29 protein-coding genes are annotated in these 26,408 nt (G+C 65.2%); 11 read left to right on the forward strand and 18 right to left on the reverse strand.

The window, feature by feature from the left end:
- From RR928_RS10150 to accD, 6 genes are all read left to right on the forward strand, one after another.
- The coding region (locus RR928_RS10150; protein ID WP_332682407.1) for a FimV/HubP family polar landmark protein at positions 1-545 on the forward strand (545 nt) is incomplete at its 5' end.
- Positions 546-597: 52 nt separating this feature from the next.
- Positions 598-1,449, forward strand: a complete 852-nt coding sequence (truA, locus tag RR928_RS10155; protein WP_332536776.1) for a tRNA pseudouridine(38-40) synthase TruA — start codon at positions 598-600, stop codon at positions 1,447-1,449.
- Entirely contained in the window at positions 1,446-2,165 is a 720-nt protein-coding gene (locus tag RR928_RS10160) for a phosphoribosylanthranilate isomerase (protein WP_332536774.1), read from the forward strand. Before truA ends, RR928_RS10160 begins: the two co-directional genes overlap by 4 nt.
- The gene (gene trpB / locus RR928_RS10165) at positions 2,165-3,418 is read left to right on the forward strand and encodes a tryptophan synthase subunit beta (RefSeq protein ID WP_332536773.1); all 1,254 of its coding nucleotides are present in this window, start codon (positions 2,165-2,167) and stop codon (positions 3,416-3,418) included. Before RR928_RS10160 ends, trpB begins: the two co-directional genes overlap by 1 nt.
- Entirely contained in the window at positions 3,415-4,224 is an 810-nt protein-coding gene (gene trpA / locus RR928_RS10170) for a tryptophan synthase subunit alpha (RefSeq protein WP_332536771.1), read from the forward strand. Before trpB ends, trpA begins: the two co-directional genes overlap by 4 nt.
- Positions 4,225-4,277: 53 nt before the next feature.
- Positions 4,278-5,150, forward strand: a complete 873-nt coding sequence (accD, locus tag RR928_RS10175; RefSeq protein WP_332536769.1) for an acetyl-CoA carboxylase, carboxyltransferase subunit beta — start codon at positions 4,278-4,280, stop codon at positions 5,148-5,150.
- 478 nt (positions 5,151-5,628) lie between these two features.
- On the opposite strand, the gene RR928_RS10180 is transcribed toward accD, so the two are convergent.
- Positions 5,629-6,180, reverse strand: coding sequence for a YggT family protein (locus RR928_RS10180; protein WP_332682411.1), 552 nt, complete (start codon positions 6,178-6,180; stop codon positions 5,629-5,631).
- A gap of 90 nt (positions 6,181-6,270) precedes the next feature.
- Between RR928_RS10180 and RR928_RS10185 the strand changes: the two genes are divergently transcribed.
- The 5 genes from RR928_RS10185 (at position 6,271) to RR928_RS10205 (ending at position 11,129) form a co-directional block, all read left to right on the forward strand.
- Positions 6,271-6,906, forward strand: a complete 636-nt coding sequence (locus tag RR928_RS10185) for an LON peptidase substrate-binding domain-containing protein (RefSeq protein WP_332536766.1) — start codon at positions 6,271-6,273, stop codon at positions 6,904-6,906.
- A gap of 141 nt (positions 6,907-7,047) precedes the next feature.
- Positions 7,048-8,607: a lysine--tRNA ligase gene (lysS, locus tag RR928_RS10190; protein WP_332536764.1), complete on the forward strand. Its 1,560-nt coding sequence runs from the start codon at positions 7,048-7,050 to the stop codon at positions 8,605-8,607.
- Positions 8,608-8,808: 201 nt separating this feature from the next.
- Positions 8,809-9,834, forward strand: coding sequence for a GGDEF domain-containing response regulator (locus tag RR928_RS10195; RefSeq protein WP_332536788.1), 1,026 nt, complete (start codon positions 8,809-8,811; stop codon positions 9,832-9,834).
- Between the two features lie 132 nt (positions 9,835-9,966).
- Positions 9,967-10,605, forward strand: a complete 639-nt coding sequence (locus RR928_RS10200) for a mechanosensitive ion channel family protein (protein WP_332536762.1) — start codon at positions 9,967-9,969, stop codon at positions 10,603-10,605.
- A gap of 107 nt (positions 10,606-10,712) precedes the next feature.
- A complete protein-coding gene (locus RR928_RS10205; RefSeq protein ID WP_332536761.1) occupies positions 10,713-11,129 on the forward strand; it encodes a type III secretion system chaperone in 417 nt (138 codons plus the stop codon).
- 32 nt (positions 11,130-11,161) lie between these two features.
- Here RR928_RS10205 and nagZ read toward each other — a convergent pair whose 3' ends face one another.
- From nagZ to fabD, 17 genes are all read right to left on the reverse strand, one after another.
- The gene (gene nagZ / locus RR928_RS10210; protein WP_332536760.1) at positions 11,162-12,253 is read right to left on the reverse strand and encodes a beta-N-acetylhexosaminidase; all 1,092 of its coding nucleotides are present in this window, start codon (positions 12,251-12,253) and stop codon (positions 11,162-11,164) included.
- Between the two features lie 62 nt (positions 12,254-12,315).
- Positions 12,316-12,714, reverse strand: coding sequence for a holo-ACP synthase (gene acpS / locus RR928_RS10215; protein ID WP_332682415.1), 399 nt, complete (start codon positions 12,712-12,714; stop codon positions 12,316-12,318).
- A gap of 4 nt (positions 12,715-12,718) precedes the next feature.
- The gene (locus RR928_RS10220; protein WP_332682417.1) at positions 12,719-13,501 is read right to left on the reverse strand and encodes a pyridoxine 5'-phosphate synthase; all 783 of its coding nucleotides are present in this window, start codon (positions 13,499-13,501) and stop codon (positions 12,719-12,721) included.
- Complete coding sequence (recO, locus tag RR928_RS10225; protein ID WP_332536757.1) at positions 13,498-14,268, reverse strand: DNA repair protein RecO; 771 nt, start codon at positions 14,266-14,268, stop codon at positions 13,498-13,500. The genes RR928_RS10220 and recO overlap by 4 nt, the downstream gene beginning before the upstream one ends.
- A gap of 12 nt (positions 14,269-14,280) precedes the next feature.
- Entirely contained in the window at positions 14,281-15,282 is a 1,002-nt protein-coding gene (era, locus tag RR928_RS10230) for a GTPase Era (RefSeq protein WP_332536756.1), read from the reverse strand.
- Positions 15,275-15,961: a ribonuclease III gene (gene rnc / locus RR928_RS10235; RefSeq protein ID WP_119558760.1), complete on the reverse strand. Its 687-nt coding sequence runs from the start codon at positions 15,959-15,961 to the stop codon at positions 15,275-15,277. Before rnc ends, era begins: the two co-directional genes overlap by 8 nt.
- The gene (locus RR928_RS10240) at positions 15,962-16,321 is read right to left on the reverse strand and encodes a DUF4845 domain-containing protein (protein ID WP_332536753.1); all 360 of its coding nucleotides are present in this window, start codon (positions 16,319-16,321) and stop codon (positions 15,962-15,964) included.
- Between the two features lie 62 nt (positions 16,322-16,383).
- A complete protein-coding gene (gene lepB / locus RR928_RS10245; protein ID WP_332549800.1) occupies positions 16,384-17,361 on the reverse strand; it encodes a signal peptidase I in 978 nt (325 codons plus the stop codon).
- Positions 17,361-19,169 carry a translation elongation factor 4 gene (lepA, locus tag RR928_RS10250; protein ID WP_332536750.1) on the reverse strand — a complete coding sequence of 603 codons (1,809 nt, stop codon included), beginning with the start codon at positions 19,167-19,169 and terminating at the stop codon, positions 17,361-17,363. Before lepA ends, lepB begins: the two co-directional genes overlap by 1 nt.
- A gap of 362 nt (positions 19,170-19,531) precedes the next feature.
- Positions 19,532-21,013 carry a DegQ family serine endoprotease gene (locus RR928_RS10255; RefSeq protein ID WP_332536749.1) on the reverse strand — a complete coding sequence of 494 codons (1,482 nt, stop codon included), beginning with the start codon at positions 21,011-21,013 and terminating at the stop codon, positions 19,532-19,534.
- Between the two features lie 140 nt (positions 21,014-21,153).
- On the reverse strand, positions 21,154-21,774 hold the full coding sequence (locus tag RR928_RS10260) for a sigma-E factor negative regulatory protein (RefSeq protein WP_332536748.1): 621 nt from the start codon (positions 21,772-21,774) through the stop codon (positions 21,154-21,156).
- A gap of 47 nt (positions 21,775-21,821) precedes the next feature.
- Positions 21,822-22,451, reverse strand: coding sequence for an RNA polymerase sigma factor RpoE (gene rpoE / locus RR928_RS10265; protein ID WP_332536746.1), 630 nt, complete (start codon positions 22,449-22,451; stop codon positions 21,822-21,824).
- Positions 22,452-22,504: 53 nt separating this feature from the next.
- Positions 22,505-22,951, reverse strand: a complete 447-nt coding sequence (locus tag RR928_RS10270) for a hypothetical protein (protein WP_332536744.1) — start codon at positions 22,949-22,951, stop codon at positions 22,505-22,507.
- A gap of 85 nt (positions 22,952-23,036) precedes the next feature.
- Complete coding sequence (gene fabF / locus RR928_RS10275) at positions 23,037-24,281, reverse strand: beta-ketoacyl-ACP synthase II (protein WP_332536742.1); 1,245 nt, start codon at positions 24,279-24,281, stop codon at positions 23,037-23,039.
- Positions 24,282-24,321: 40 nt separating this feature from the next.
- Positions 24,322-24,561, reverse strand: coding sequence for an acyl carrier protein (acpP, locus tag RR928_RS10280; RefSeq protein WP_048441207.1), 240 nt, complete (start codon positions 24,559-24,561; stop codon positions 24,322-24,324).
- Positions 24,562-24,662: 101 nt separating this feature from the next.
- Complete coding sequence (gene fabG, locus RR928_RS10285; RefSeq protein ID WP_332536740.1) at positions 24,663-25,403, reverse strand: 3-oxoacyl-ACP reductase FabG; 741 nt, start codon at positions 25,401-25,403, stop codon at positions 24,663-24,665.
- Positions 25,400-26,344, reverse strand: a complete 945-nt coding sequence (gene fabD / locus RR928_RS10290) for an ACP S-malonyltransferase (RefSeq protein WP_332536738.1) — start codon at positions 26,342-26,344, stop codon at positions 25,400-25,402. The genes fabG and fabD overlap by 4 nt, the downstream gene beginning before the upstream one ends.
- Positions 26,345-26,408: the final 64 nt, after the last annotated feature.

Genomic DNA, 26,408 nt, shown 5'->3' on the forward strand with positions numbered 1-26,408 from the left:
CCGATCTCGAGTTCACGCTCGACCAGGAGGCACCAACGTCGCCGGCCGATGCCGCGGCGGCCGGTGCCGCGGCGGCCGGTGCCGCGGCGGCCGCCGCAGAACCGCTGCCTGAACCAGCGCCTGCACCGCAACCTTTCAGCCTGTCCGAACCCGCTTTGACGCCGGCCGAGGCTCCCGCCGTTGCCGACGCTGCACCGACACCGACACCGACCTTCGACACCCCGCTGTTCGAACTCGAGGACAGCGACGCGGCCAAGCCCGGCCCCACAGCGGCCGCGCCCGCCGCGGCGCCGGCCTTCGACTTCCTCGAATTCGACCTGGGCGGCCTTTCCCTGGACCTGGGCAATAACGCTCCCGCCGAGGCGCTGTCGCAAAGCAGCCAGGCCGCGGCCGAGGACCCGCTGGCGACCAAGCTGGCGCTGGCCCAGGAGTTCGCGGCCATAGGCGACAGCGACGGCGCGCGCACGCTGATCGAGGAAGTCATCGAAGAATCGCAAGGTGAACTCAAAGAACGCGCCCAGCGCCTGCTTTCCGAAATCGATTGATGTTTTTTCTGCAGATCAACGCGGCGCCTGGCGCCCGCGGCAAGGACTTGCCATGCGCATAGCCCTGGGAGTGAGTTACAACGGCCAGCGCTACAACGGCTGGCAGAGCCAGACCTCGGGCAACACGGTGCAGGACCACCTCGAAGCGGCGCTGGGCCGCTTTGCCACCCAGGCCGTGCCCACGGTCTGCGCCGGCCGCACCGATGCGGGCGTGCACGGCATCATGCAGGTCGCGCATTTCGACACCGACCTTTCGCGCACGCCCTATTCGTGGGTGCGCGGCACCAACACCTTCCTGCCCGCCGACATCGCCGTGCAATGGGCCCAGCCCGTGGGCGACGACTTCCACGCGCGCTTTTGCGCCACGCGCCGCCGCTACGCCTATGTGCTGCTGCAGTCGCCGGTGCGCCCCAGCGTCGAGGCCGGCCGCGTGGGCTGGGTGTTCCATGAACTCGATGGCGCGGCCATGCAGGCCGCGGCCCGCCAGCTGCTGGGCGAGCATGACTTCTCGTCTTTCCGGGCGTCGGCCTGCCAGGCCAAGAGCCCCATCAAGACCTTGCACCGGCTCGACATCTCGCGCCGCGCCGCGCCCGCGGGCGATGCGCTCAGCCGACTGCACGGCCTGGGCCGTCCCGGTGATCCGCCGATGGAAACCTGCTACTGGCATTTCGAGTTCGAAGGCAGCGCCTTCCTGCACCACATGGTGCGCAACATCATGGGTTGCCTGATCGCCATCGGCCAGGGCAAACAGCCCGTGGACTGGATGCAGACCGTGCTCGCGGCGCGTTCGCGCGATGCCGCGGCCCCCACCTTCTCGCCCGACGGGCTGTACTTCCTCGGTCCGGTCTACGATCCGGCCTGGGGCCTGCCGACGCGCGCCGCGGCATTCGATTGGCTGCCATGAATACGACCATCGCTACTGCGCTGCGCACGCGCATCAAGATCTGCGGCCTCACGCGTGAAGAAGATGTGGACCAGGCCGTGGCCGCGGGAGCCGATGCGATCGGCTTCGTGCTCTACGCGCCCAGCCCGCGTGCGGTGAGCATCGCGCGCGCCGCCGAACTCGCGCGCCGCCTGCCGCCGTTCGTCACGCCCGTGCTGCTGTTCGTCAACGAGACCGCGGCACGCGTGCAGCAGGCCTGCGCGGAAATTCCCGGCGCCTGCCTGCAATTCCATGGCGACGAGACGCCCGCGCAATGCCTCGAAGCCAGCGGCGGCCAGCGGCCTTTCCTGCGCGCAGCAAGGATTCCCCTTGGTGACGCCGCAGCCGGCTTCGACCTCGTAGAATATGCTCAGCGTTACTCTCACGCCCAAGCCATATTGCTCGATGCCCACGTGGACGGATATGGCGGCGGCGGCAAGGCATTCAATTGGTCACTCCTTCCTCCAAGCGTAGCCTCTCACCTCGTTTTGTCTGGTGGACTCACGCCTGCAAACGTGACCGATGGCATTCGGCAGGTGCGCCCGCGTTGCAAGACGCTTGCCGTTGATATCAGCTCTGGCGTAGAAGCCACGGGCCCCGACGGCCAACCTCTCAAAGGCGTCAAGGACGCCGACAAGATCCACCGCTTCGTTGCCGCTGTGCGTGCGGCCGATGCCCAACCACGGCAGAATTTGTAATGTTTGAATACCAGCACCCCGACGCATCCGGGCATTTCGGTCGCTATGGCGGCAGCTTTGCCAGTGAAACGCTGACCCATGCGCTGATCGAACTGCGCGACGCTTACGCGCGCTACCAGCACGATCCCGCATTCGTCGCCGAGTTCGAGTCCGAGCTCAACCACTATGTGGGCCGTCCCTCGCCCGTCTACCACGCGGATCGCATGAGCCGCGAAATGGGCGGCGCGCAGATCTACCTGAAGCGCGAAGACCTGAACCACACCGGCGCGCACAAGATCAACAACGTGATCGGCCAGGCGATGCTCGCCAAGCGCATGGGCAAGAATCGCATCATCGCCGAGACCGGCGCGGGCCAGCACGGCGTGGCCACGGCCACCATCTGCGCGCGCTACGGCCTCGAGTGCATCATCTACATGGGCGCCGAGGACATCCGCCGCCAGAGCCCCAACGTCTACCGCATGAAGCTGCTGGGCGCGACCGTCGTGCCCGTGGAATCGGGCAGCAAGACGCTCAAGGACGCGCTCAACGAAGCCATGCGCGACTGGGTCGCCAACGTCGACAGCACGTTCTACATCATCGGCACGGCAGCGGGCCCCCACCCCTACCCCATGATGGTGCGCGATTTCCAGAGCGTGATCGGCACCGAGTGCCTGACGCAGATGCCCGAGTTCCTGAACGGCGGCCAGCCCGACGCGGTCGTGGCCTGCGTGGGCGGCGGCAGCAATGCGATCGGCATCTTCCATCCCTACATTCCGTTCGAGGCCACGCGCCTGATCGGCGTCGAAGCCGCGGGCGAAGGCCTGGATTCGGGCAAGCATTCGGCGTCGCTGCAGCGCGGCAGCGCGGGCGTGCTGCACGGCAACCGCACTTTCATCCTGCAGAACGACGACGGCCAGATCATAGAGACGCACAGCATCAGCGCCGGTCTCGACTATCCGGGCGTGGGCCCCGAGCATGCCTGGCTGCAGGAAATCGGCCGCGCCGAATATGTGGGCATCACCGACACCGAAGCGCTCGAGGCCTTCCACTACCTGTGCCGCGCCGAAGGCATCATTCCCGCGCTCGAGTCCAGCCACGCCGTTGCCTATGCGATGAAGCTGGCCAAGCAGATGCGCCCCGACCAGTCCATCCTGGTCAATCTTTCGGGCCGCGGCGACAAGGACATAGGCACCGTTGCCGACCTGTCGGGCGCAGATTTCTATGACCGTCCTTCGATGCGCGGTCTGACTGTCAAGGGAGGGCCTGCCGCATGAGCCGCATCGCCACCACATTTGAAAAACTCCAGGCCGAAGGCCGCACGGCCCTGATCCCCTATGTCACGGCCGGCTTCCCGTTTGCCGCGATCACGCCCGCGCTGATGCACGGCATGGTCGAAGCGGGCTCCGATGTGATCGAGCTGGGCATTCCGTTCTCCGACCCCATGGCCGACGGCCCGACCATCCAGAAGGCCGGCGACAAGGCGCTGGCGCTGGGCGTGGGTCTGGTCCAGGTGCTGGCCTATGTGCGCGAATTCCGCCAGAAGAACGACAGCACTCCAGTGGTGCTGATGGGCTACGCGAACCCGGTCGAACGCTATGACCAGGTCCACGGCGAAGGTGCTTTCGTCAACGACGCCGCCAGCGCCGGCGTCGACGGCATGCTGATCGTCGACTACCCGCCCGAGGAATGCGAGGCTTTTGCGGCCGCGCTGCGCGCGCGCGACATGGACCTGATCTTCCTGCTCGCGCCGACCAGCACCGACGAGCGCATCCAGCAGGTCGCGCGCGTGGCCAGCGGCTATGTCTACTATGTCTCGCTCAAGGGCGTGACCGGCTCGTCGGCGCTGGACCCGGCGGCCGTCGAGGCGATGCTACCGCGCATTCGCAAGCATGTGAGCATTCCCGTGGGCGTGGGCTTTGGCATACGCGATGCCCAGACCGCCCAGGCGATAGGCGAGTTTTCCGATGCGGTGGTCATCGGCAGCCGCATCATTGAAATGCTCAACGACCAGCCGCATGAAAAAGTCGTCCCGCTGACCATTGACTTCCTGCGCGGCGTGCGCAAGGCTCTGGACGCATAATGCACCCCCGCACCGCGCCCTTTGGGGGTGCGGTGCGCAAAGAGGAAATACTTATGTCTTGGCTTGAAAAACTGCTGCCTGCCAAAATCCAGCACACCGACCCGACGGAACGCCACCAGATCCCTGAAGGTCTGTGGATCAAGTGCCCGTCGTGCGAGACCGTGCTGTATCAGGCCGACCTGGAAAAGAACCAGAACGTCTGCCCGACCTGCGGCCACCACCACCGCATCGGCGCGCGCGCGCGCCTGAACCATTTCCTCGACGCCGAAGGGCGTTATGAAATTGGCCAGGAAGTCGTGCCCGTCGATCCGCTGAAGTTCAAGGACAGCCGCAAGTACCCCGAACGCCTCAAGGAAGCGCTGGAGAACACCGGCGAGACCGATGCGTTGATCGTCATGGGCGGCGCCGTCAAGAGCGTCAATGTGGTCGTGGCCTGCTTTGAATTCGACTTCATGGGCGGCTCCATGGGCTCGGTGGTCGGCGAGCGCTTCGTGCGCGGCGTCGAGACCGCGATCGAGCAGAAGGTGCCGTTCATCTGCTTCACCGCCACCGGCGGCGCGCGCATGCAGGAAGGCCTGCTGAGCCTGATGCAGATGGCCAAGACCAATGCCGCGCTCACGCGCCTGGCCAAGAAGGGCCTGCCCTACATCAGCGTGCTGACCGACCCGACCATGGGCGGCGTGTCGGCCGGCTTTGCGTTTGTCGGCGACATCGTGATTGCCGAGCCCAAGGCGCTGATCGGCTTTGCCGGCCCGCGCGTGATCGAGACCACGGTGCGCGTCAAGCTGCCGCCAGGTTTCCAGCGCGCCGAGTTCCTGCAGGAAAAGGGCGCGGTCGACATGATCGTCGAGCGCCGCCAACTGCGCGACACCATCGCCAACAGCCTGGCGATGCTGCAGCGTTTGCCGGCTGACGCAGTAGCTTAAAAGCACCCCCTGAGCGCCTTCGGCGCTTCCCCCTCTCATCCTTCGGTGGAGGGGGGCGCCCGGCCAGGGACGACACCATCGCTGCGGGGCGGCCCTTGCTCGGTGTCCCCCTGCTGCGCCGTGCCAGTTTCAGAGGCTGCACAGCTTCGTCACAGCGCGTGCCAACCTCCCCGCCCTTCTGGCTGCGCCTGCCGCGCGCAGGGCCCGGGCTGAGCCGGAGTGCCGAAGGACACGGAGGCCACGTAAACTGACTCACCGCGGTTGTCCGAGCGGAGCGCCGCAGGCGCGTAGCGAGTTCCGCGGTGCAGCCCGGGACCGAGCACGGCAGGTTGCCCGGAGCGCAGCGGAGGGTCGCAGACAGCAGGGCCGCATTCTTTTGCTTACTTTTCTTGTGCGAGCAAGAAAAGTGAGTCGGCTGCCGGGCCGAGACCCGGCTCCTGCCCTCTGCAGAGGCATGTTGTAACCACGCCCACAAGGGTTACATCAGCACGCCAGCTTGAATGTAGGCCAGCACCATCAACCCGATCTGCAGCAACACCAGCAGCACCAGCGGCGACAGATCGATGCCGCCGATCAGCGGCATCACCTTGCGCACCGGGCGCAGCAGCGGCTCGGCCAGGCGCTCCATGACCATGGCAATGGGCGAACGCGTCTGCACCCAGGAAAGAATGGTGTAGATCAGCACGATGCCCACGCAGCCCGAAAGCGCCACGCGCAGCACGCCGCACAGCGCGAGCCAGGGCAGCCACAGGGCCTGGCCGCCGCCCGCGCCCATCATGAGCCACAGCAGCACGTACTGCAGCATCTGCAGCAGGTAGGCGGCGATCGCGCTGGATGCGTCCCAGCGGCCGGACGCGGGCACGATCTTGCGCAGCGGCAGGATGATCCAGTCGGTCAGCGCGAACACCAGCCGGCCCACGGGATTGGAGAACGGGATGCGCTGGGCCTGCATGTACAGGCGCAGCAGGCACAGGCCCGTGAGCAGGCCGACGACGACGTCCAGCAAGAAGGTGATGATTTGAAAAAGCATGTAGGAATTGAATGGGCTAAGACAGTCGCTTGAGCCTGCAAGACAGCGACGGGTTCAGCATGGGATGATAGTGGGCCAGCGCGTATCATCATGACATTACCCTTGACCCTCACTTCCCTGCCGCTGTTCCCCCTGGGCAGCGTGCTGTTCCCCGGCGGGCGGCTGCCGTTGCGCGTGTTCGAAGTGCGCTACCTGGACATGGTGCGCAAATGCGCGCGCGCTGGCGCGCCGTTTGGCGTGGTGGCGCTCAGCGATGGCCATGAAGTGCGCCATGCGGGCGCGCCGCCGGAGCGGTTCCACGCCGTGGGAACGCTGGCCACGATTGCCCAACTGCAGTTTCCACAGGCCGGGTTGATGCATGTGCTGTGCCAGGGCACGCAGCGCTTTCGCATACGCGAGCGCCGCTGCCTGCCGCATGGCCTGTGGGTCGCCGATGTAGAGATGATCGATGCCGATCTGGCCGTGCCCGTGCCCGAGGACCTGCAGGCCGCGGCCCAGGCGCTCGACAAGCTGCTGCACACGCTGCGCAGCCAGCATGCCGATGATCCCGGCCTGGCCCTGCCCGATGTCCTGCATCTGAACGACTGCGGCTGGGTCGCCAACCGCTGGTGCGAGCTGCTGCCCCTGCCCACGACACTGCGCCAGCAACTGATGGAGCTCGAAAATCCGCTGGTCCGGCTCGAACTGGTGGCCGATGTGCTCGAACGCACGGGCATAGGTTTTTGAGCCCGCACGCGCACGGTTGCGGGCTCGAACCCAAATGGCCCCACGGCCATTGCACATGGGTTCGCCCCAAGCCGGCTAAAAAAACTAAAATCAAGGGTTTTGGCCCCGTTCCACCAGCGCTTGCCCGCTGGCGCTCTTTTCATGTCTGACAACAACACCACTTCCGCGGCCGATACCGCCGCCCCGCAGGACGAAAACCAACTGATCGCCGAGCGCCGCGAAAAACTCAAAAGCCTGCGCGAAGCCCAGGCCCAGGGCGGTGGTGTGGCTTTCCCCAACGACTTCCAGCCCACGCACCATGTGGCCGACATCCAGGCGGCGCATGCCGAGCAGGATGCCGAAGCCCTCGAAGCCGCTGCGGTCAGCGTCAGCGTGGGCGGCCGCATGATGCTCAAGCGCGTCATGGGCAAGGCCAGCTTCGCCACGGTGCAGGACGGCTCGCTGGGCGCGACCGGCGGCCGCATCCAGCTGTACATCACGCGCGACGCGATCGGCGAGGAGCTGTATGCGCAGTTCAAGCGCTGGGACCTGGGCGACATCATCGGTGCCAGCGGCACGTTGATGAAGACCAAGACCGGCGAGCTGTCGATCAAGGTCACGGCGCTGCGCCTGCTCACAAAGAGCCTGCGCCCCATGCCCGACAAGTTCCACGGCATGGCTGACCAGGAACAGAAGTACCGCCAGCGCTATGTCGACCTGATGATGGACGAAGCCGCACGCCGCCGCTTCACCGCGCGCTCCAAGGCGATCAGCGGTGTGCGCGAGTTCATGGTCGAGCACAACTTCCTCGAAGTCGAGACGCCCATGCTGCACCCCATTCCGGGCGGCGCCAACGCCAAGCCGTTCGTCACGCACCACAATGCGCTCGACCAGGAAATGTATCTGCGCATCGCGCCCGAGCTCTACCTCAAGCGACTGATCGTCGGCGGCTTCGAGCGCGTGTTCGAAATCAACCGCAGCTTCCGCAACGAAGGCATTTCGGTGCGGCACAACCCCGAATTCACGATGATGGAGTTCTATGCCGCGTTCTGGAACTACCGCGACCTGATGGACTTCACCGAGAAGCTGATCCGCGACACCGCGCAGAAGGCCGTCGGCAGCCTGCAGCTGACCTATGGCGGCAAGCCCGTCGACCTGGCCCAGCCGTTCGAGCGCCTGACCATTCGCGAAGCCATCCTCAAGTACACCGAAGCCGGCGACAACGTCGACCAGCGCGACTGGCTGATTCCCGCGCTGCGCAAGCTGGGCCTGACCGAAGAGAAGAACAAGCTGGCCGGCCGCACGCTCGCGAGCCTGCAGGTGCTGTACTTCGAGGAACTGGTCGAGGAAAAGCTCTGGAACCCGACGTTCATCATGGAACACCCGACCGAAATCTCGCCGCTGGCGCGCGCCAACGACGAGCGCCCCGAAGTGACCGAGCGCTTCGAGCTCTACATCACGGGCCGCGAGTTCGGCAATGGCTTCAGCGAACTGAACGACGCCGAAGACCAGGCCGCGCGCTTCAACGCCCAGGTCGATGCCAAGGACAGCGGCGATGACGAAGCCATGTTCTTCGACCACGACTTCGTGCGCGCGCTCGAATACGGCATGCCTCCCACGGGCGGCTGCGGCGTGGGCCTGGACCGCCTGATGATGTTGCTCACGGACAGCGCCAGCATCCGCGACGTGATCCTGTTCCCAGCGTTGCGCCGAGAACACTGACGCACTGTTGTCGGTTAACTTGTGACGGCGTTGCGGCGCCCGTTTACACTTGTATCGTCTTCCCGCCATTTTGCAGGCAGGCATACTCAGGCTGGCGGGCCATTGCATGCAATGGTCAGGTCGGTTCGCAAGGACACAAACCCTGCGAACCGGCACCAGTCACAGGAAACCGATGTGATACCGACACAGCCTCCTCCAGCCATCGAGCCCCACGCAGCCCGTTTCACCGCGCACTCCACGGACACCGCACCATTTTCGGTTCTGGTCGTGGAGGATCAGGCGTCCATGCGCGCCTCGCTGGTGCATGAACTGCAGCACGCGGGCGTGACCGAAGTGATGGAAGCGGCCGACGGCCAGATCGCGCTGCAGCTGTTCAAGCTGCGCCGTCCCGACCTGGTGCTGCTCGACATCCGGCTGCCCGGCCTCGACGGCTATGGCGTGGCCCACCAGATGCGCGAATCCGAGGCCGGCGACTGGACTCCGATCATTTTCCTTTCGGGCCTGGACACCGACCTCGACGTCTGGCGCGGCATCGAGTCCGGCGGCGACGACTACCTCGTCAAACCGGTCAAGCCCATCGTGCTGGTCGCCAAGCTGCGTGCCATGCGCCGCCTGCTCGACATGCGCCGCCGGCTGATTTCCATGTCGGCCGAGCTGCATCTGGCCAACCAGCGGCTCAACGAGATGGTCGAGATGGATGCGCTGACCGGGCTGGTCAACCGCCGCGGCTTCGACCGCATCCTGCACGCGGAAATCATTTCGGCGCAGCGCGACAACAAGCCGCTGACGCTGATGCTGTGCGATCTCGACCACTTCAAGCGCTACAACGACAGCTGCGGCCATGTCAAAGGCGACGAGTGCCTGCGCGCCGTCGGCAAGCTGCTGCGCGATGTCTGCATGCGCCCGCGCGACGTCGCCTCGCGCTATGGCGGCGAGGAGTTCGCGATGATATTGCCCAACACGCCGCGCTCGGGCGCGATGACGTTCGCGCGCGCGCTGGGCAAGATGCTGCGCGTGCGCGCCATCCACCACCCCGACTCCCCGCTGGGCGAGGTGCTCACGCTTTCGGGCGGCATCACCACCTGCATTCCCGACGAGAGCACCAACGCCGAAAGCATGGTGATGCGCGCCGACCAGGCGCTGTACGCGGCCAAGGCACAGGGGCGCGACCGCTTCTTCAGCTTCGAGATGCAGATGGACACCATCGAGCAAAGAAGCACTCCCTGAACCGCACAGAGTGCGAGAAGCGGCGCTGCCGTTGACCCTGAGACTGCCGAAGGGTGCATGAACAGTCACGCATGAGGCGATAGCTGATAGGCTTGGGGCCACCTTTTCTGTTTGCTGACCCCCATTGGAGCTATGCGTCGTCTTTCAATTCACCTGCCCAGCTGGCTGCAGGACTGGCTGGAAATACTCATTCCGGCCTCGCAGATCCTGCTGATCCTGTTTGCCGCCTGGCTGATCAACCTGTTCTTCAAGCGCGTCATCTATCGCGCCGGAGCCCACTATGCGCTGCCGCGCGAGTTGCTGGTGCCGCTGCGCGGCGTGATCCGCTGGCTGATCATTGCCGCGACCGTGCTGCTGATACTCGAACGCCTGGGCGTTTCCGCGACCGTGCTGTGGACGGCCTTCACGGGCTTTGCGACCGTGGGTGCGGTCGCGTTCTTTGCGGCCTGGAGCGTGCTGTCCAACCTGTTTTGCGCGCTGCTGATCGTCACCGTGGGCCCTTACCGGCTGGGCGACTACATCGAACTGCTCGACACCGCGGAAAAGCCCGGCGCCAAGGGCCGCGTGGTAGACATCAACATGCTCTACACCACGCTGGAAGATGCATCCGCCGCCCACCGCGAAGGCGCGCTGCTGCAGATTCCCAATTCGCTGATCTTCCAGCGCGTGGTGCGCCGCTGGAAAGGCGGAATCCATGCCCACATTCCCGAAGATGCGCCGCCGTCGCCCGAAGAAGAAGCCGCGGCCCTGGCACTGACCACGCGCTCCTGAAATTCCGACCGGGCAAGGGAACTCGCGGGGACCGATGGTTACTCACCACGGTCCATATTTCCCATCAGGAAACGCCCATGCCCGAGTCCTACCAGAATCTTTTGACGATGCTTGCGCAAGAAATAGGGCTGGAGGCCATGTCGCTGATTGCCACCGAGGAAATCATCATCGATGACCTGGCGATAGGTCTGCAGCTTCAGGGCGAAGGCGAGCGCGCGGAAGTGGTGCTGTGCAGCCTGCTGGCGGCGCCGGGCCAAGACCGCTGGGACGAGGTCGCGCGCGCGCTGATGCAGGCCAACCACCTCTGGACCGAAATCTCCGGCGCCACCCTGGGCATGCTGCCCGAGGACGATACCGTGAGCCTCAATGTGCGCCGCCCGCTGCACACGCTCGATGCCGAAAAGCTGGCCGTGCTGCTCGCCAAGACCGCCGACCTGGGCCTGGCCTGGCAGGACTTCATCGTGTCGGGTCAGGCCACGCCCGGCGTGCCCGCATTCTTCGAAATGGCGTCCTCCCGCGCATGAGCCGCCATGGCAGCGTCGCCTGACACCGCATTTCAGGGCAGACGGTCGAGCGCGTTGCGGTAGGCCGGCTGCAGCATCAGTTCGTCCCAGTTCTGCGGCAGCGTTTCGGGCAGCAGCGCCAGGCGGCGTGACTCGCTGTCGGGGCTGGGCGTCCAGCGGCCCTGGTCGCGCGCGGCCTGCATGCCATCGAGCCACTCATCCACGGCAGCGCCGTCGCCCAGGCTCTGGTTGCACAGCAGCGCCATGTCGCAGCCCGCGTTGAGGGCTTCGATCGCGGCGGCGGTGAAGTCCAGGGTCCGGCCATCGAGCCGGCGCGCGGCTTCCATGCTCAGGTCGTCGCTGAAGATCGCGCCGTCGAAGCGCAGCCGCCCGCGCAATATGTCCTGCAGCCATTTGGCCGAGAAGCCCGCAGGCCGCTTGTCGACCTTGGAATAGATCACATGCGCGGGCATGACGCTGGTCAGCACCGAAGCCAGCCACGGATAGGGCGCGGCGTCGTCGGCCAAAATGGCCTGCAGACCGCGGCTGTCGACCGGAATGTCGGTGTGCGAATCTGCCTTGACGAAACCATGGCCGGGAAAATGCTTGCCGCAGTTGGCCATGCCGGCCTGCAGCAGGCCGTGCATCAGGCTCTTGGCCAGCGCCGCGACCACGCGCGCATCCGAATGGAAGGCGCGGTCACCGATCACGCCGCTTTCGCCCCAGTCGAGGTCCAGCACCGGCGTGAACGAGAAATCGACGCCGCAGGCGCGCAGCTCGCTGCCCAGCACATAGCCCGCGGCCGTGGCCGCGTCCATGGCATGGAGCGCGCCGCTGCCTGCGCGCTGCTTCGCGCCCTTCCCGTCGTCCATCCACATGCTGCCGAAGGCGCGCATCGGCGGCAGGTGCGTGAAGCCGTCGCTGCGAAAGCGCTGCACGCGCCCGCCTTCATGGTCCACGCAGATCAGCAGGTCTGCGCGCACCGCCTTGATGTCGGCCGTGAGCGCCAGCAGCTGGGCGCGGTCCTGCCAGTTGCGCGCGAACAGTATCATGCCGCCGACCAGCGGGTGCGCGAGGCGTGTACGGTCGGCAGGCGTGAGTTCGGTGCCCGCGATGTCGATGATGAGGGGAGCGTGCTCGGTCATGTCCGGCCTTCAAGAATCAATCAAGCCCCGGATGATGCCAGCACCGCTGGCGCAGGCGGCAACTATCCGGCTTTTTTCTCGACCACGCAGAAGCTTGCGGCGTAGTCGCTTTCATCGGTCACCGTGAGATGCACCTGCAGGCCGCGCGCCTCGAACCATTCCTTCAGCGCGCCATGCAGCACGATGCTGGGCTGGCCGCTGGGCAGGTTGACGATCTCGCAGTGGCGCCAGGTCATGGGCATGCGCATGCCCAGGCCTATGGCCTTGCTGAACGACTCCTTGGCCGAAAAGCGCGTGGCCATGTAGCGCACGCCGCGGTCCGGCCAGCGCGCGCTGCGCGCGCGCCAGGTGGCGAGCTCGCCTTCGGCCAGCACCTTCTCGGCAAAGCGGTCGCCCAGGCGCTCCAGGCTCGCGCGTATGCGCCGCACATCGCAGATATCGGTGCCTATGCCGTAGATCATGGTGTCAGCCGTTCTTTTGCGCCATGCCGGCGTCAATGCATTGCTGGTACGCCTGGACCGCGCCCGCATAACCGCGCTCGAGCGCATCGCCAATCAAGGCATGGCCGATGGAGACTTCAAGCAACCCCGGCACGCCGGCAACAAACGCGCCAAGGTTGTCCAGGCTCAGGTCATGGCCCGCATTGACGCCCAGGCCCGCATCCAGCGCCGCCTGGGCCGCGGCGCGGTAGCTTTCAAGCTGCTGCGCCTGCTGCGGCGTGCCCCAGGCTGCGGCATAGGGCTCGGTGTAGAGCTCGACGCGGTCCGCGCCCACGGCCTTGGCGGCCGCCATCTGCTCGGGGATGGGGTCCATGAACAGGCTCACGCGCACGCCCAGGGCCCGGCATTCGGCGATCAGCGGCGCCAGGCGCTCGGCGTCCTGGGGAAAGATCCAGCCGTGGTCGCTGGTGAACTGGTCTTCGCCATCGGGCACGAAGGTCGCCTGATGGGGCCGCTGGGCGCGGATGAAGTCCATCAGGTTGTGGAAGGGATTGCCTTCGATGTTGTATTCGGCCTGCGGCCACTGCTGCAGCAGGTCGTGCAGTTCCTGCACGTCGCTGGCGCGGATATGGCGCTCGTCGGGCCGCGGATGCACGGTGATGCCCTGGGCGCCGGCTTCAAGGCACAGCTGCGCGGCGCGCGTCACGCTGGGAATGCCCAGGTGGCGTGTATTGCGCACCAGCGCAACCTTGTTGACATTGACCGACAGCGCGGTGCGCGTCGTTGGAGAGGTGGCGGAAGTGGTCATAGGTTTTGCAGATCCATCATCAGCTGGCGGGTGCGCAGCAAAGGGCTGCCGCAATGGTATTGCAGCAGCGCGCGCAGTTGGGATTTGAGGGCCAGGGCGACCGGCGCGGCGGCGCGCAATGTGGCGGTATAGGCCTGGGGCGAATGGCCCGTGCCCAGGGCCTGCTCCAGCGCCTGCCATTGCGCGCCCGTGAGCGCCGCGCGCTCGCCGGCCGCGGCCTGGCGCAGACCGCCTTCGGGCACCAGCATGTAGCGCTTGCCCGCGGCCAGCGTCGACAGCGTCATGGTTTCCTCGGCCAGCCCGGGCAGCAGGCCCAGCTCGCGCAGCAGCACCAGCTCGAACGCGCGCAGCACGGGCTCGAGCGCTTCTCCCTGGGTGCCGGCCAGCACCCGCACCACGCCGCTGTAGACATCGAACAGCGCCGCATAGGGATCGTCGCGCGCCAGCAGGCGCAGCAGCAGTTCGTTGAGGTACATGCCCGACAGCAGGGCCTCGCCCATGGGCATCACATGGCCGCCGGCCCATTCCGCGCCCTTGAGCGTGTGGATCTCGGCATTGCCTTCGGCGCCCAGCGTATAGGTGACGCGCAGCGGCTGCAGCGGCAGCAGCACGGGGCGGAAATTCGAGGTCGGCTTCTTCGCGCCCCGGGCCGCGAGCGCGACCCGGCCCCGGTGGCGTGTGAACACCTCCAGGATCAGGCTGGATTCGCTCCAGTCATAGCTGTGGAGCACGAACGCGGGTTCGTCGGAGACGCGCTTGGCGGCCATGCTGGCCTGGAATCACTCGTAGCCGAAGGAGCGCACGCGCGCTTCGTCGTCGGCCCAGCCCGAACGCACCTTGACCCAGACTTCGAGGAACACCTTGGCGTCGAGCAGGCGCTCGAGTTCCTGGCGCGCTTCGGTGCTGATGCGCTTGAGGCGCTCGCCCTTGTCGCCGATCACCATCGCCTTGTGGCCTTCGCGCTCGACCACGATGGTCACGGCGGTGCGCACGAAGCGCTTGTGCTCCTTGCTCTTTTCCTCGGTCATCTTGTCCAGCACCACGGTGGAGGTGTAGGGCAATTCATCGCCGGTGAAGCGGAACAGCTTCTCGCGCACGGTTTCCGTGACCAGGAACTTCTCGCTGCGGTCCGTGAGTTCGTCGGGGCCGTAGAACCAGGCCTGCTCGGGCAGGTACTTCTCGCAGATGCCGAACAGCCGCTGGATGTCGTCGCGCTTCTTCGCGGACATGGGCACGAATTCGGTGAACGGGTGGCGCTCCTGCATGCTCTTGAGCCAGGGCGCGAGGTCGGCGCGGCGGTGCACCTGGTCGAGCTTGTTGGCCAGCAGCAGCGTGGGGATGCCGGGCTTGAACAAGCTCAGCACCTTGGCGTCGGCCAGCGTGAAGTTGCCGGCTTCGACGACGAACAGGATCAGGTCGACGTCGCTGATCGCGCCCATGACGGTCTTGTTCAGCGACTTGTTGAGCGCGGTCGAATGCTGGGTCTGGAAGCCCGGCGTGTCGACGAACACGAACTGCGTGGCTTCGCGCGTGGCGATGCCGGTGATGCGGTGGCGCGTGGTCTGGGCCTTGCGCGAAGTGATGCTGATCTTCTGGCCGACCAGGGCATTCATCAGCGTCGACTTGCCGACGTTGGGCTTGCCGACAATGGCGATCAGGCCGCAGCGCTGGCCTTCGACATGGACCGGGGCGCCGGCCGCGGCCAGCATGGCACCGATATCGTCCTGCGCAGGGTTCTCTTCGCCTGCGTCGCCGGCTACGTCGTGGGTAGCGTCATTCATGGTTTTTTGCTTTCAATGTGGTCAACATGGCCTCGGCCGCGGCCTGCTCGCCCGCGCGGCGGGATCCACCCATGCCACGCTCGACCAGGTCCATCTCGGCGATGGCGCATTCAATTTCAAACTGCTGGCGGTGCGCCGCGCCGGTGGTCGCCACCACACGGTACTGCGGCAGCTTCATCTTGCGGCCCTGCAGCCACTCCTGGAGTGCGGTCTTTGCGTCCTTGGCGGCGGCATCCATCTGCGGATTGATTTCCACCTTCTCGAACAGGTGGTGCACCAGCACTTCGGCCGGCGTGTAGCCCGCATCGAGGTAGACGGCGCCGATCACGGCTTCCACCGCATCGGCCAGGATGGACGGGCGCTGCTTGCCGCCCGACTTGAACTCGCCTTCGCCCAGCCGCAGCACGTCGGGCAGCTGCAGGCGCACGGCGATGCGGTGCAGTGTGTCCTGCTTGACGAGGTTGGCGCGCACGCGCGACAGGTCGCCTTCGGGCAGCGAGCGCAGGCGCTCGAACAGCAGGCTGGAAATCGCCAGGCTGAGCACCGAGTCGCCGAGAAACTCGAGGCGTTCGTTATGGTCCGCCGAAAAACTGCGGTGCGTCAGCGCACGCTGCAGCAAGGCAGAGTCTTTGAATGTGTACTGCAGGCGCTGCTGCAATGCGATAAGTCCGGGTTGCACCTAGGGAGTCTGCTTCTCAAAACGGTAAACGAGATAGGCGGGCCCGACGAGATGGATCTCGCGGGAATAGCTGAAGGCAACCTGCACCCGTTCGTTGTGCTTGGTCACCTCCAGGTCCTTGCCCTGAATGGAAGTAATGGTGTCGATCGTGGCGGCCCGATCGAAGATGGCGCGTACTTCCGGCACCGTTGCGCCCTCGCGGGCGGCCTTCTTCGCGGCCTTGATCACGGCCTGGTATTCGATGAAGATGGGAACGGATTGTCCTCCAATCGCGACCACCGAGACGGCGACCACCGCCAGAAACACCAGCCCCAGAAAGGACAGCCCACGCTGGCGCGTGCGGCGGGCGATGCTTTGCATTCTCATGTTCCCGTCTCCTCGTCGCGGGCCCCCTCGGCCCAGGCCAATATATGCGGCAGCGTTCAGTGGAAGCCACCGATGCGCTGAAGGTCACCGAAGTTCATCCAGACAAAGAATGCCTTGCCGACGATGTTCTCGTCAGGCACGAAACCCCAGTAACGCGAATCCAGCGAATTGTCGCGATTGTCGCCCATTACGAAGTAATGGCCTTCAGGCACCTTGCAGCTCACGCCTTCGACGCTGTAGCGGCAGTTCTCGCGGAAGGCGAAATTGCTCGCGCCCTGAATGAAGGCCGGAACGTTGGCGTTGTTGAGCAGGCGGTGCGGCTTGTCGCCGATCTTTTCCTCGAACTGCTGGAAATAGCGCATTTCGTCCTTGTCGAAGAAGTCGGGCAGCTTGCTGGTTTCCACCGGCTGGCCGTTGATCGTCAGGCGCTTGTTCAGGTAAGCGACTTCGTCGCCCGGCACGCCGACCACGCGCTTGATGTAGTCGAGGTTGGGCTGGGGCGGGTAGCGGAACACCATCACGTCGCCGCGCTCGGGGCTGCCGGCATCGATGATCTTCTTGTTGATCACGGGCAGGCGCACGCCATAGGTGAACTTGTTGACCAGGATCAGGTCACCGATCATCAGCGTGGGAATCATCGAGCCCGAAGGAATCTTGAACGGCTCGAACAGGAAGGAGCGCAGCACGAACACGATGGCGATCACCGGGAACAGGCCCGCGGTCCAGTCCAGCCACCAGGGCTGCATCAGCACGCGGCCACGGGCTTCGGGGCTGACTTCGAGATCGAGCTTGGCAATGCCCTTGCGGTCAAGCTCGGCGCGGCGCGCAATGACGGACTCTTCCAGCAAGGCCGCGGCCTTGCGCCGGCGCGGCCAGAAGTACAGGCGCTCGGCAATCCAGTAGACGCCGGTCACCACCGTGGCCAGGAACAGCAGCAGCGAGAAGTTGCCCTGCAGAATCCCCAGGTACCAGGCGCCTATGTATCCCAAGAAGGCAGCCAGCACGGCCGCCGTGATCCATTGCATTGCTCGCATCAATCCTCCACTTGCAAAATCGCCAGAAAGGCTTCCTGCGGCACTTCCACCGCGCCGATTTGCTTCATGCGCTTCTTGCCGGCCTTCTGCTTTTCAAGCAGCTTGCGCTTGCGGCTGATGTCGCCGCCGTAGCACTTGGCCAGCACGTTCTTGCGCAGCGCCTTGACGGTTTCGCGCGCGATGATGTTGGCACCGATGGCCGCCTGGATGGCGACATCGAACATCTGACGGCTGATGATTTCGCGCATCTTCGCGACCACGGCGCGGCCGCGGTAGGCCGATTGCGAGCGGTGCACGATGATGGACAGCGCGTCGACCTTCTCGCCGTTGAGCAGGATGTCGACCTTGACCACGTCGGACGCGCGGAACTCCTTGAACTCGTAGTCCATCGAGGCATAGCCGCGCGAGACGCTCTTGAGCTTGTCGAAGAAGTCGAGCACGATCTCGCCCAGCGGCATCTCATAGGTCAGCATGACCTGGCGGCCGTGGTAGGCCATGTTGAGCTGCACGCCGCGCTTCTGATTGGCCAGCGTCATCACCGGGCCCACATACTCCTGCGGCATGTACAGGTGGACGGTCACTATGGGCTCGCGGATTTCTTCCATCCGGCCCTGGTCGGGCATCTTGGACGGGTTCTCGACCATGATCACTTCGCCATCGGCCTTGACCACTTCATACACCACGCTGGGCGCGGTGGTGATCAGGTCCTGGTCGAACTCGCGTTCGAGCCGCTCCTGCACGATTTCCATGTGCAGCAGACCCAGGAAGCCGCAGCGAAAGCCGAAGCCCAGCGCCTGCGAGACTTCGGCTTCGTACTGCAGCGACGCGTCGTTGAGCTGCAGCTTCTCGAGCGCATCGCGCAGCGAGTCGTACTCGCTGGCTTCGGTCGGGTACAGACCGGCAAACACCTGGGGCTGGATTTCCTTGAAGCCGGGCAGCGCCTGCGTGGCCGGGCCCAGGTTGTTGGGCAGCTTCTTTTCGAGCGTGATGGTGTCGCCGACCTTGGCGGCCTTCAATTCCTTGATGCCGCAGATCACATAGCCCACTTCGCCCGCGCGCAATGCATCGCGCGGCTCGTTGCCGGGCGTGAACACGCCCAGCGAGCCGGCTTCGAATACCGCGCCCGTGGCCATCAGCTTGATGCGCTCGTTCTTCTTGAGCTGGCCGTCGACCACGCGCACCAGCATCACGACGCCCACATAGGAGTCGAACCAGCTGTCGATGATCATCGCGCGCAGCGGCGCTTCGGGCTCGCCCTTGGGATGGGGAATCTTGGCGACGATGGCTTCGAGAATCTCGTCTATGCCCATGCCGCTCTTGGCCGAGCAGGGAATCGCGTCGGTCGCGTCGATGCCGATCACGTCCTCGATCTCGGCCTTGGCATTGTCGGGATCGGCGTTGGGCAGATCCATCTTGTTGAGCACGGACACCACTTCCACGCCCAGATCGAGCGCGGTGTAGCAGTTGGCCACGGTCTGGGCTTCCACGCCCTGCGAGGCATCGACCACGAGCAGCGCGCCTTCGCAGGCCGACAGCGAACGGCTGACTTCATAAGAGAAGTCGACGTGGCCGGGCGTATCGATCAGGTTCAGGTTGTAGACCTGGCCGTCCTTGGCCTTGTACTGCAGCGCCGCCGTCTGGGCCTTGATGGTGATGCCGCGCTCTTTCTCGATGTCCATCGAGTCCAGCACCTGCGCTTCCATTTGGCGCTCGGCGAGACCGCCGCAGCGTTGGATCAGTCGGTCCGCAAGAGTCGACTTGCCATGGTCGATATGCGCAATGATGGAAAAATTTCTGATGTGCTTCATCAACGAAGGGCGTCTGGTAAGAAAAAAAACAAGGAGAGCGCGTGCAAGAAAAAAGGGCGCGTCGACTGAAGGACGCGCCCTGAACCAACAATCTAGGGCAACTGCGATGGTTGGGGCTTCATTGTAGGCAAAAAGCCCATCTTCAAAAGCCCGGCCGCCGCCCCCCGAAGGGAATTGCCACATGCCGACATGGGTAATGCGTGCGGGCGGCTGCGCCCGCGCTGCGCGCCCGGGAATTTTCCGGCGCGCGCTGGCTGCAGCCCGTCGAGGCCGGAACCGGCGATTCTACCCAATGCGCCACGAGTCGCCTATTGGTGGCGCAAGCGCCTCTCCTGGGAAAGGCTGCGGCCACCGTCGGCATTTCAGCGCGTCGGGCGGATCAGCACGTATTGTGCCCATTCGCCGCGGCGCACCAGCAGGTTGATGGGCTTGGCCTTGTCGGCCTTGGCCAGCGCGGCTTCAAAGCTCTTGAGGCCCGAAACTTCGGTGTTGGCCACGGCCAGCAGCACATCGCCTTCGCGCAGGCCGGCACGCGCCGCCGCGCCTTCGCTGGACACCACGCGCACGCCGCCCTTGATCTTGAGCTCCTTCTTCTGCGCTTCGGTCAGCTCGGCGACCGCCAGACCCAGCTGCTGGGCCGCGGCCGATGCCTTGGGTGCCTTCTCTTCGCTGGGCGCGGTCGCAGAAGCGGTCTTCTCGTCGGGCTCGACTTCGGCGATGGTGATCGTCAGATCGCGCTGGCTGCCGCGGCGGAACACCGTGATGGCGCTCTTGGTGCCGGGCTTGGTGTTGCCGACCATGCGCGGCAGGTCGCCGAACTTGTCGATGGCCTTGCCTTCATAGCGCGTGATCACGTCGCCGGGCTCGATGCCGGCCTTCTCGGCGGGCGAGCCGGCTTCCACGGCGCTGACCAGCGCGCCCTGGGCCTTGCCCAGGCCTATGGATTCGGCGACATCCTTGGTCACGGCGCCGATCTGCACGCCTATGCGCCCGCGCGTGACCTTGCCCGTGGTGCGCAACTGGTCGCTCACGCGAATCGCCTCGTCCATGGGAATGGCAAAGGAAATGCCCATGAAGCCACCCGAGCGCGAGTAGATCTGGCTGTTGATGCCGACCACTTCGCCGCGCATGTTGATCAGCGGGCCGCCCGAATTGCCGGGGTTGATGGCCACGTCGGTCTGGATGAACGGAATGTATTCGCCGGTGTCGCGCTGCTTGGCGCTGACGATGCCCGCGGTGACGGTGTTCTCGAGGCCGAACGGCGAGCCGATGGCCATGACCCACTCGCCGACCTTGAGGCGGTTGACGTCGCCGACCTTGACCGCGGGCAGGCCCGTGGCGTCGATCTTCACCACGGCCACGTCGGTGCGCTTGTCCGAACCGATGATCTTGGCCTTGAATTCACGCTTGTCGGTGAGCGTCACGATGACTTCGGACGCGCCTTCGACCACATGCGCATTGGTCATCACGTAGCCGTCCTGGGTCAGGATGAAGCCCGAACCGACACCGCGCGGCTGCTCTTCTTCGGGCTGCTGCGGCTGCTGGGGGCGCTGGGGACGCTGCGGCAGATTGGGAATCGGCACGCCGAAACGCCGGAAGAACTCCAGCATGTCTTCGTCCATGCCGCTCGCGCCACCGCGGGCCGCGACTTTTTCCGAGGTGCGAATGTTGACCACCGAAGGCCCGACCTGCTCGACCAGCTCGGTGAAATCGGGCAGGCCGCGCACGGCCGCCGCTGGCGCCTGTGCGAGCGCGGGCAGAGGCAGGATTGCGCCGACGGAGGCGACCGTCATCACCGATGCCAGCACGTAGGAACGGGCAGATCTCCAGGAGGTATGGGACATTCTCAACCTTTCACAATTCTCGAAGCAAACACAGTTTGGAAAGCGTTCCAGCTATTTGGTTCCCTGCAGCAAGCACTGCTGGCGCCCTTGCACGCCATCATGCACCGATTGCCCGCCGTTTGCAGCGCGCGCGCGGCCGCTCAGCGCCGCGCAGAAGCTTGCGAAAAATTCGCGTTGCGCAGGAAGTTGGCCGGCATCTGCAGCGCCGCGACGCTGCTGTACTGGCGGTGGGCGGCCAGCAGCTCGTCGAGGCGCGGATCGCGCAGCATGACGGGCGCGCCGTCGCCGGCCTGCATGGCCACGACCTCGGTGGGCACGGACTGCTGGGGCGCGCCGCCCTGCACCAGTTGCACGCCCGCCGAGAACGCCGCGCCGTCGGTCAGCAGCGAACTCCAGCCCAGCGCGGCCACGGCCGCGACCGAAGCCATGCCCGCGGCCATCTTCCAGCGGAAAACGCTGCTGTTCGCCGCCCTGTCGGGCCCGCGCGCCGCGGCAATCGGCACTAGCGGCACGGTCTGCAGCTGCGGACGCGGCTCCTTCGCGATCTGGGCACGCACACCCGACAGCACGTCGTGCTGGGCATGGTGGGCCAGTTCGGGCGAACGCAGCACATCGCCGACCAGCTGGTACAGCTGCCAGGTCTGTCGACCCTCATCGCTGTCGGCGAACGCCAGCGCCTGCGCGATGTCGTCGGCCGCGAGCTCTCCGTCGGCCAGCGCCGACAACTGTTCTCTTTGAGTTTGGTTCAGATCTTCATTCATGATGTCATCCACCTGCGCCCGCTGCTCAGAGCCGGCTACGTCCACCACTACCAACGCTTGCCCGTCTGGTTTTCCAGCATGGGTTTGACCCGCGCGGAAATCGCCTCACGTGCACGAAAGATGCGCGAACGCACCGTGCCGATCGGACACCCCATCGCTGCGGAAATCTCCTCGTAGCTCAAACCTTCGATTTCCCGCAGCGTCACCGCCTGACGCAACTCTTCGGGCAAGGCCTGCATCGCGGCATTCACCGCCTGCGCGATTTCCTGTGCCGCAAGAACGGTTTCCGGTGTCTCGTCCGTGGTTAGTTCTTGTCCGAGGTGAGAAGTTTCATCTTCATCGCTCTGACTGCGTAAAGCCGATTCGGACACCACCGGATTGCGCTTCATGTCGAGCAGCGCCTTCTTCGCGGTGTTGACCGCGATCCGGTAGAGCCAGGTGTAGAACTGGGCCTCGCCGCGGAACTGGTGCAGCGCGCGATAGGCGCGGATGAACGTTTCCTGGGCGATGTCCTGAACCTGATCGGTGTCGCGCACCATGCGCGCGATCAGGCGTTCGATGCGGCGCTGGTACTTGATCACCAGCAGCTCGAAGGCCCGCTGGTCACCGGCATTGGTCCGCTCCACCAATTGGAGGTCGCTGTCGCTGGTGGAGGGAGGGGTCACGGAAGGGTTCATTGAATCGTTCGGGGCCGGCCTAGTATCGCGCATGACAGTCCGGATGCGCGGCGTCATGCAGACAGGTCGGGGCGCCAATATACCGTACGCCTGAGATCCCCCCACGACGCGGGCGCGCTGGCGCGTTGCAGCCACAGCCAGCCGCCGCCGCGCAGACGCCCGCTCGCATGCAGCAGCAGGAAGTCCCGGCCGTCCCAGCAGACCCGGGGCGCCGCGGGCAATGCCTGGGGCAACGCGCCGCGCCGGCGCTGCAGCCACCACTGGCCGCCATCCCATTCGAGCCAGCCCTCGGGCCACTGCCGCCAGCATTGCAGCGCGCCCGCGCCGACCGCCAGCCACAGCAGCAGGCCGACGGCCGCGGGCCAGGGACTTGCGCCCTGCTGCGCCCAGGCCAGCAGCCCGGCCGCGGCCACGCCTGCCAAGGCCGCCAGCCCCCAGCCAAGCGCCGGCGCTGGGCGCACCAGCGCATACCGCAGGCGCATCGGTGCGCCGCGTGTCATCGCGCCGCCCCATGAAAAAAGCGCCGACTCGCCGGCAAATTTGCGGGAGTACGGCGCCTGGGCATGGTGCGCGGCTGAAAAGTGATCAGATCCGCTTGAAGATCAGCGAGCCATTGGTCCCGCCGAAACCGAAGTTGTTCTTCAGCGCCACGTCGATCTTCATGTCCCGTGCGGTGTTCGCACAGTAGTCAAGATCGCATTCCGGATCCTGCGAGAAGATGTTGATCGTCGGCGGCACCTTTTGGTGGTGCAGCGCGAGCACGGTGAACACGCTTTCGATGCCGCCCGCGCCACCCAGAAGGTGGCCGGTCATCGACTTGGTCGAACTCACCACCATGTTTTTCGCATGGTCGCCGAGCGCCGCCTTGATGGCGTTGGTCTCGTTGAGGTCGCCCAGAGGCGTGGAGGTGCCATGGGCATTGAGGTAATCCACCTGGTCGGCGTTGATTCCTGCATTGCGCATGGCGTTGAGCATGGCGCGGCGTGGGCCGTCCATGTTGGGCGCCGTCATGTGACCGGCGTCGGCACTCATGCCGAAGCCTGCCAGTTCGGCGTAAATCTTGGCACCGCGGGCCTTTGCATGTTCGTACTCTTCGAGCACCAGCATGCCTGCACCCTCGCCCAGCACAAAACCATCACGGTCCTTGTCCCAGGGGCGCGAAGCGGTCTTTGGATCGTCATTGCGCGTGGAAAGCGCGCGCATCGCGGCAAAACCGCCGACGCCCAAAGGCGAGACTGTCGCTTCCGTGCCGCCAGCAATCGCCACGTCGGCGTCGCCGTACTCGATCATGCGACCCGCTTCACCGATGCAATGCAAACCGGTGGTACACGCCGTGACCACAGCGATATTCGGCCCCTTGAAGCCAAAACGCATGGACACATGTCCGGCCACCATGTTGATGATGGACGCGGGCACGAAAAACGGCGTGATGCGGCGCGGGCCGCGGTTACCCAGTTCGATCTGGGTGTTTTCAATCAGAGGCAGGCCACCAATGCCTGAACCGACCACGCACGCAATGCGCGTGGCAAGTTCGTCGGACAAGGCTTCGCCCGTAGGCAAGCCTGCATCCTGCACGGCTTGCGCCGCAGCCGCAATGCCATAGTGGATGAAGCTGTCCATTCCCCGCGCATCTTTTGCGCTGATATAGGACTCGACATCAAACCCCTTGACCTCACCCGCAATCTTGCAGGAGAAGTTCGAAGTATCGAACTTCGTGATGAGGTCAATTCCGGACTGGCCGGCCAAAATATTGGCCCAGGCATCCGCCACCGTGTTACCCACGGGGCTGATGCAACCCAGGCCGGTCACGACAACGCGACGACGGCTCATGCGTAAAACTTTCTACTGAACGCGCAGTGTGCGCAGGCCTTTAGGCCTTTTGGTGGGTATTGGCGTAGTCGATGGCGTTTTGCACCGTCGTGATCTTCTCGGCGTCTTCGTCGGGGATCTCGATGCCGAACTCGTCTTCCAAAGCCATCACCAGTTCCACGGTGTCCAGGGAGTCTGCACCCAGATCAGCCACGAAGGCCTTTTCGCTGGTGACTTGAGACTCTTCCACGCCAAGTTGTTCGGCAATGATTTTTTTGACACGTGCTTCGATATCGCTCATGGTTTCCCTCTGGGGGTTGTGAATGAATCCGCGATTCTAGCTGCTCAGGGCAAAACCCCTGCACAACTCGCCGCTCGGACATACGGCGTGACTCTTGACAATTACATGTACATGCCACCGTTGACATGCAATTCCTGGCCTGTCACATAGCCCGCACCCGTGGATGCGAGGTAGGCGACAGCGTGTGCGATGTCGGACGGCTGACCCAGTTGCCCCAGGGCAATCTGGGATTGCAGCGCCTGGCGCTGCTCCTGCGGCAGCTGCGCGGTCATGTCGGTTTCAATGAAACCGGGGGCCACGCAGTTGACGGTGATGTTGCGGCTGCCGAGCTCGCGCGCCAGCGCGCGCGTCATGCCGGCAACGCCGGCCTTGGCAGCGGCGTAGTTGGCCTGACCGGGGTTGCCCGATGCGCCGACCACGCTGGTGATGGAAATGATACGGCCAAAGCGCTGCTTCATCATCGGGCGGATCGCGGCGCGGCTCACGCGGAAGACCGCTTTGAGATTGGTGTCAATCACCGCATCCCAGTCTTCGTCCTTCATGCGCATGGCCAGCTGGTCGCGCGTGATGCCCGCGTTGTTGACCAGCACATGCAGGCCGCCCTGGGCCTTGACGATGCCGTCCACCAAGGCCTCGACGGCCGCGCCGTCGGTGACGTTGAGGTTGACGCCGCGGCAGCCGGGAAAGGCCGCGAGGGCCTCGGTGATGCGCTCGGCGCCGCTGTCGGAGGTGGCCGTACCGACCACGTGGTAGCCGCGACCGGCCAGTTCGAGCGCGATGGCCGCGCCTATGCCACGCGTGGCACCGGTCACAAGAGCGATTTGGGGCTTGGTTTCTGTCATGCGAACAATTCCTTCACTTCGGCCAACGTGGCCGGATCGTACAGGGCTGCGCCCACGAGTTCGGCGTCGATGCGCCTTGTCAGGCCCGCGAGCACCTTGCCCGGGCCGCATTCGACCAGATGGGTGATGCCGCGGGCCTTCATGGCCTGCACGCACTCGACCCAGCGCACCGGGCCGAAGGCCTGGCGGTACAGGGCATCACGAACAGCATCGGCCTCGGTCTGCACCGCGACGTCGATGTTGTTGATCACGGGAATCTGGGGCGCGGCAAACGTGGTCTGTGCCAGCGCGACGCGCAGCTTCTCGGCCGCGGGCTTCATCAGGCTCGAATGGAACGGCGCCGACACCGGCAGCGGCAGCGCGCGCTTGGCGCCCGCGGCCTTGAGGGCCTCGCAGGCCTTCTCTACGGCCAGCTTGCTGCCCGCGATCACGGTCTGCGAGGGATCGTTGAAATTCACGGCCTCGACAACTTCGGCGCCGCCCAGGCTGGCCGTGATTTCGGCGCAGCTGGCCTTCACGGCATCGGCATTCATGCCCAGGATGGCGGCCATGGCGCCCGTGCCCACGGGCACGGCCTCCTGCATCGCCTGGGCGCGCAGGCGCACCAGCGGCGCGGCCTGGGCCAGCGTCAGCACGCCCGAGGCGACCAGCGCCGAGTATTCACCCAGCGAATGGCCGGCCAGGGCCGCGGGCTGGGCGCCACCTTCGGCGTTCCACACGCGCCAGGCGGCGATGGCCGCGACCAGCATCACCGGCTGGGTGTTGGTGGTCAGCGCCAGCGCTTCCTTGGGGCCTTCATGGATCAGGCGGGCGACGTCCTCGCCGAGCGCATCGGAGGCTTCGGCCAGGGTCTGGACCACCACGGGGTGGTCCTGCCATGCGTCCAGCATGCCCACGGACTGCGAGCCCTGACCAGGAAAGACAAATGCAAATTTCTTCATGCTCATGGTCTTGCTTTGATTTTGGTGAAAAAAAGGGCGGCCTCGCCGCCCCGGGTAGCTTGCA

It is taken from the genome of Comamonas sp., from assembly GCF_036666375.1.
GTDB lineage: Bacteria > Pseudomonadota > Gammaproteobacteria > Burkholderiales > Burkholderiaceae_C > Comamonas.

Bases quoted from the DNA above. Each gene is read 5' to 3' on its own strand.
- nagZ (WP_332536760.1), bottom strand. From the start codon at position 12,253: ATGACCGAGCACGCTCCCCTCATCATCGACATCGCGGGCACCGAACTC.
- recO (WP_332536757.1), bottom strand. From the start codon at position 14,268: ATGGCCGCCAAGCGCGTCTCCGACGAACCCGCGTTCGTGCTCCACAGC.
- trpB (WP_332536773.1), top strand. From the start codon at position 2,165: ATGTTTGAATACCAGCACCCCGACGCATCCGGGCATTTCGGTCGCTAT.
- era (WP_332536756.1), bottom strand. From the start codon at position 15,282: ATGAATGACGCTACCCACGACGTAGCCGGCGACGCAGGCGAAGAGAAC.
- lysS (WP_332536764.1), top strand. From the start codon at position 7,048: ATGTCTGACAACAACACCACTTCCGCGGCCGATACCGCCGCCCCGCAG.
- acpP (WP_048441207.1), bottom strand. From the start codon at position 24,561: ATGAGCGATATCGAAGCACGTGTCAAAAAAATCATTGCCGAACAACTT.
- trpA (WP_332536771.1), top strand. From the start codon at position 3,415: ATGAGCCGCATCGCCACCACATTTGAAAAACTCCAGGCCGAAGGCCGC.
- accD (WP_332536769.1), top strand. From the start codon at position 4,278: ATGTCTTGGCTTGAAAAACTGCTGCCTGCCAAAATCCAGCACACCGAC.
- truA (WP_332536776.1), top strand. From the start codon at position 598: ATGCGCATAGCCCTGGGAGTGAGTTACAACGGCCAGCGCTACAACGGC.
- RR928_RS10160 (WP_332536774.1), top strand. From the start codon at position 1,446: ATGAATACGACCATCGCTACTGCGCTGCGCACGCGCATCAAGATCTGC.
- RR928_RS10180 (WP_332682411.1), bottom strand. From the start codon at position 6,180: ATGCTTTTTCAAATCATCACCTTCTTGCTGGACGTCGTCGTCGGCCTG.
- RR928_RS10260 (WP_332536748.1), bottom strand. From the start codon at position 21,774: ATGAATGAAGATCTGAACCAAACTCAAAGAGAACAGTTGTCGGCGCTG.
- fabF (WP_332536742.1), bottom strand. From the start codon at position 24,281: ATGAGCCGTCGTCGCGTTGTCGTGACCGGCCTGGGTTGCATCAGCCCC.
- RR928_RS10270 (WP_332536744.1), bottom strand. From the start codon at position 22,951: ATGACACGCGGCGCACCGATGCGCCTGCGGTATGCGCTGGTGCGCCCA.
- RR928_RS10200 (WP_332536762.1), top strand. From the start codon at position 9,967: ATGCGTCGTCTTTCAATTCACCTGCCCAGCTGGCTGCAGGACTGGCTG.
- RR928_RS10205 (WP_332536761.1), top strand. From the start codon at position 10,713: ATGCTTGCGCAAGAAATAGGGCTGGAGGCCATGTCGCTGATTGCCACC.
- lepA (WP_332536750.1), bottom strand. From the start codon at position 19,169: ATGAAGCACATCAGAAATTTTTCCATCATTGCGCATATCGACCATGGC.
- RR928_RS10255 (WP_332536749.1), bottom strand. From the start codon at position 21,013: ATGTCCCATACCTCCTGGAGATCTGCCCGTTCCTACGTGCTGGCATCG.
- RR928_RS10240 (WP_332536753.1), bottom strand. From the start codon at position 16,321: ATGCAAAGCATCGCCCGCCGCACGCGCCAGCGTGGGCTGTCCTTTCTG.
- RR928_RS10185 (WP_332536766.1), top strand. From the start codon at position 6,271: ATGACATTACCCTTGACCCTCACTTCCCTGCCGCTGTTCCCCCTGGGC.
- RR928_RS10220 (WP_332682417.1), bottom strand. From the start codon at position 13,501: ATGACCACTTCCGCCACCTCTCCAACGACGCGCACCGCGCTGTCGGTC.
- fabG (WP_332536740.1), bottom strand. From the start codon at position 25,403: ATGACAGAAACCAAGCCCCAAATCGCTCTTGTGACCGGTGCCACGCGT.
- lepB (WP_332549800.1), bottom strand. From the start codon at position 17,361: ATGCGAGCAATGCAATGGATCACGGCGGCCGTGCTGGCTGCCTTCTTG.
- acpS (WP_332682415.1), bottom strand. From the start codon at position 12,714: ATGATCTACGGCATAGGCACCGATATCTGCGATGTGCGGCGCATACGC.
- rpoE (WP_332536746.1), bottom strand. From the start codon at position 22,451: ATGAACCCTTCCGTGACCCCTCCCTCCACCAGCGACAGCGACCTCCAA.
- fabD (WP_332536738.1), bottom strand. From the start codon at position 26,344: ATGAAGAAATTTGCATTTGTCTTTCCTGGTCAGGGCTCGCAGTCCGTG.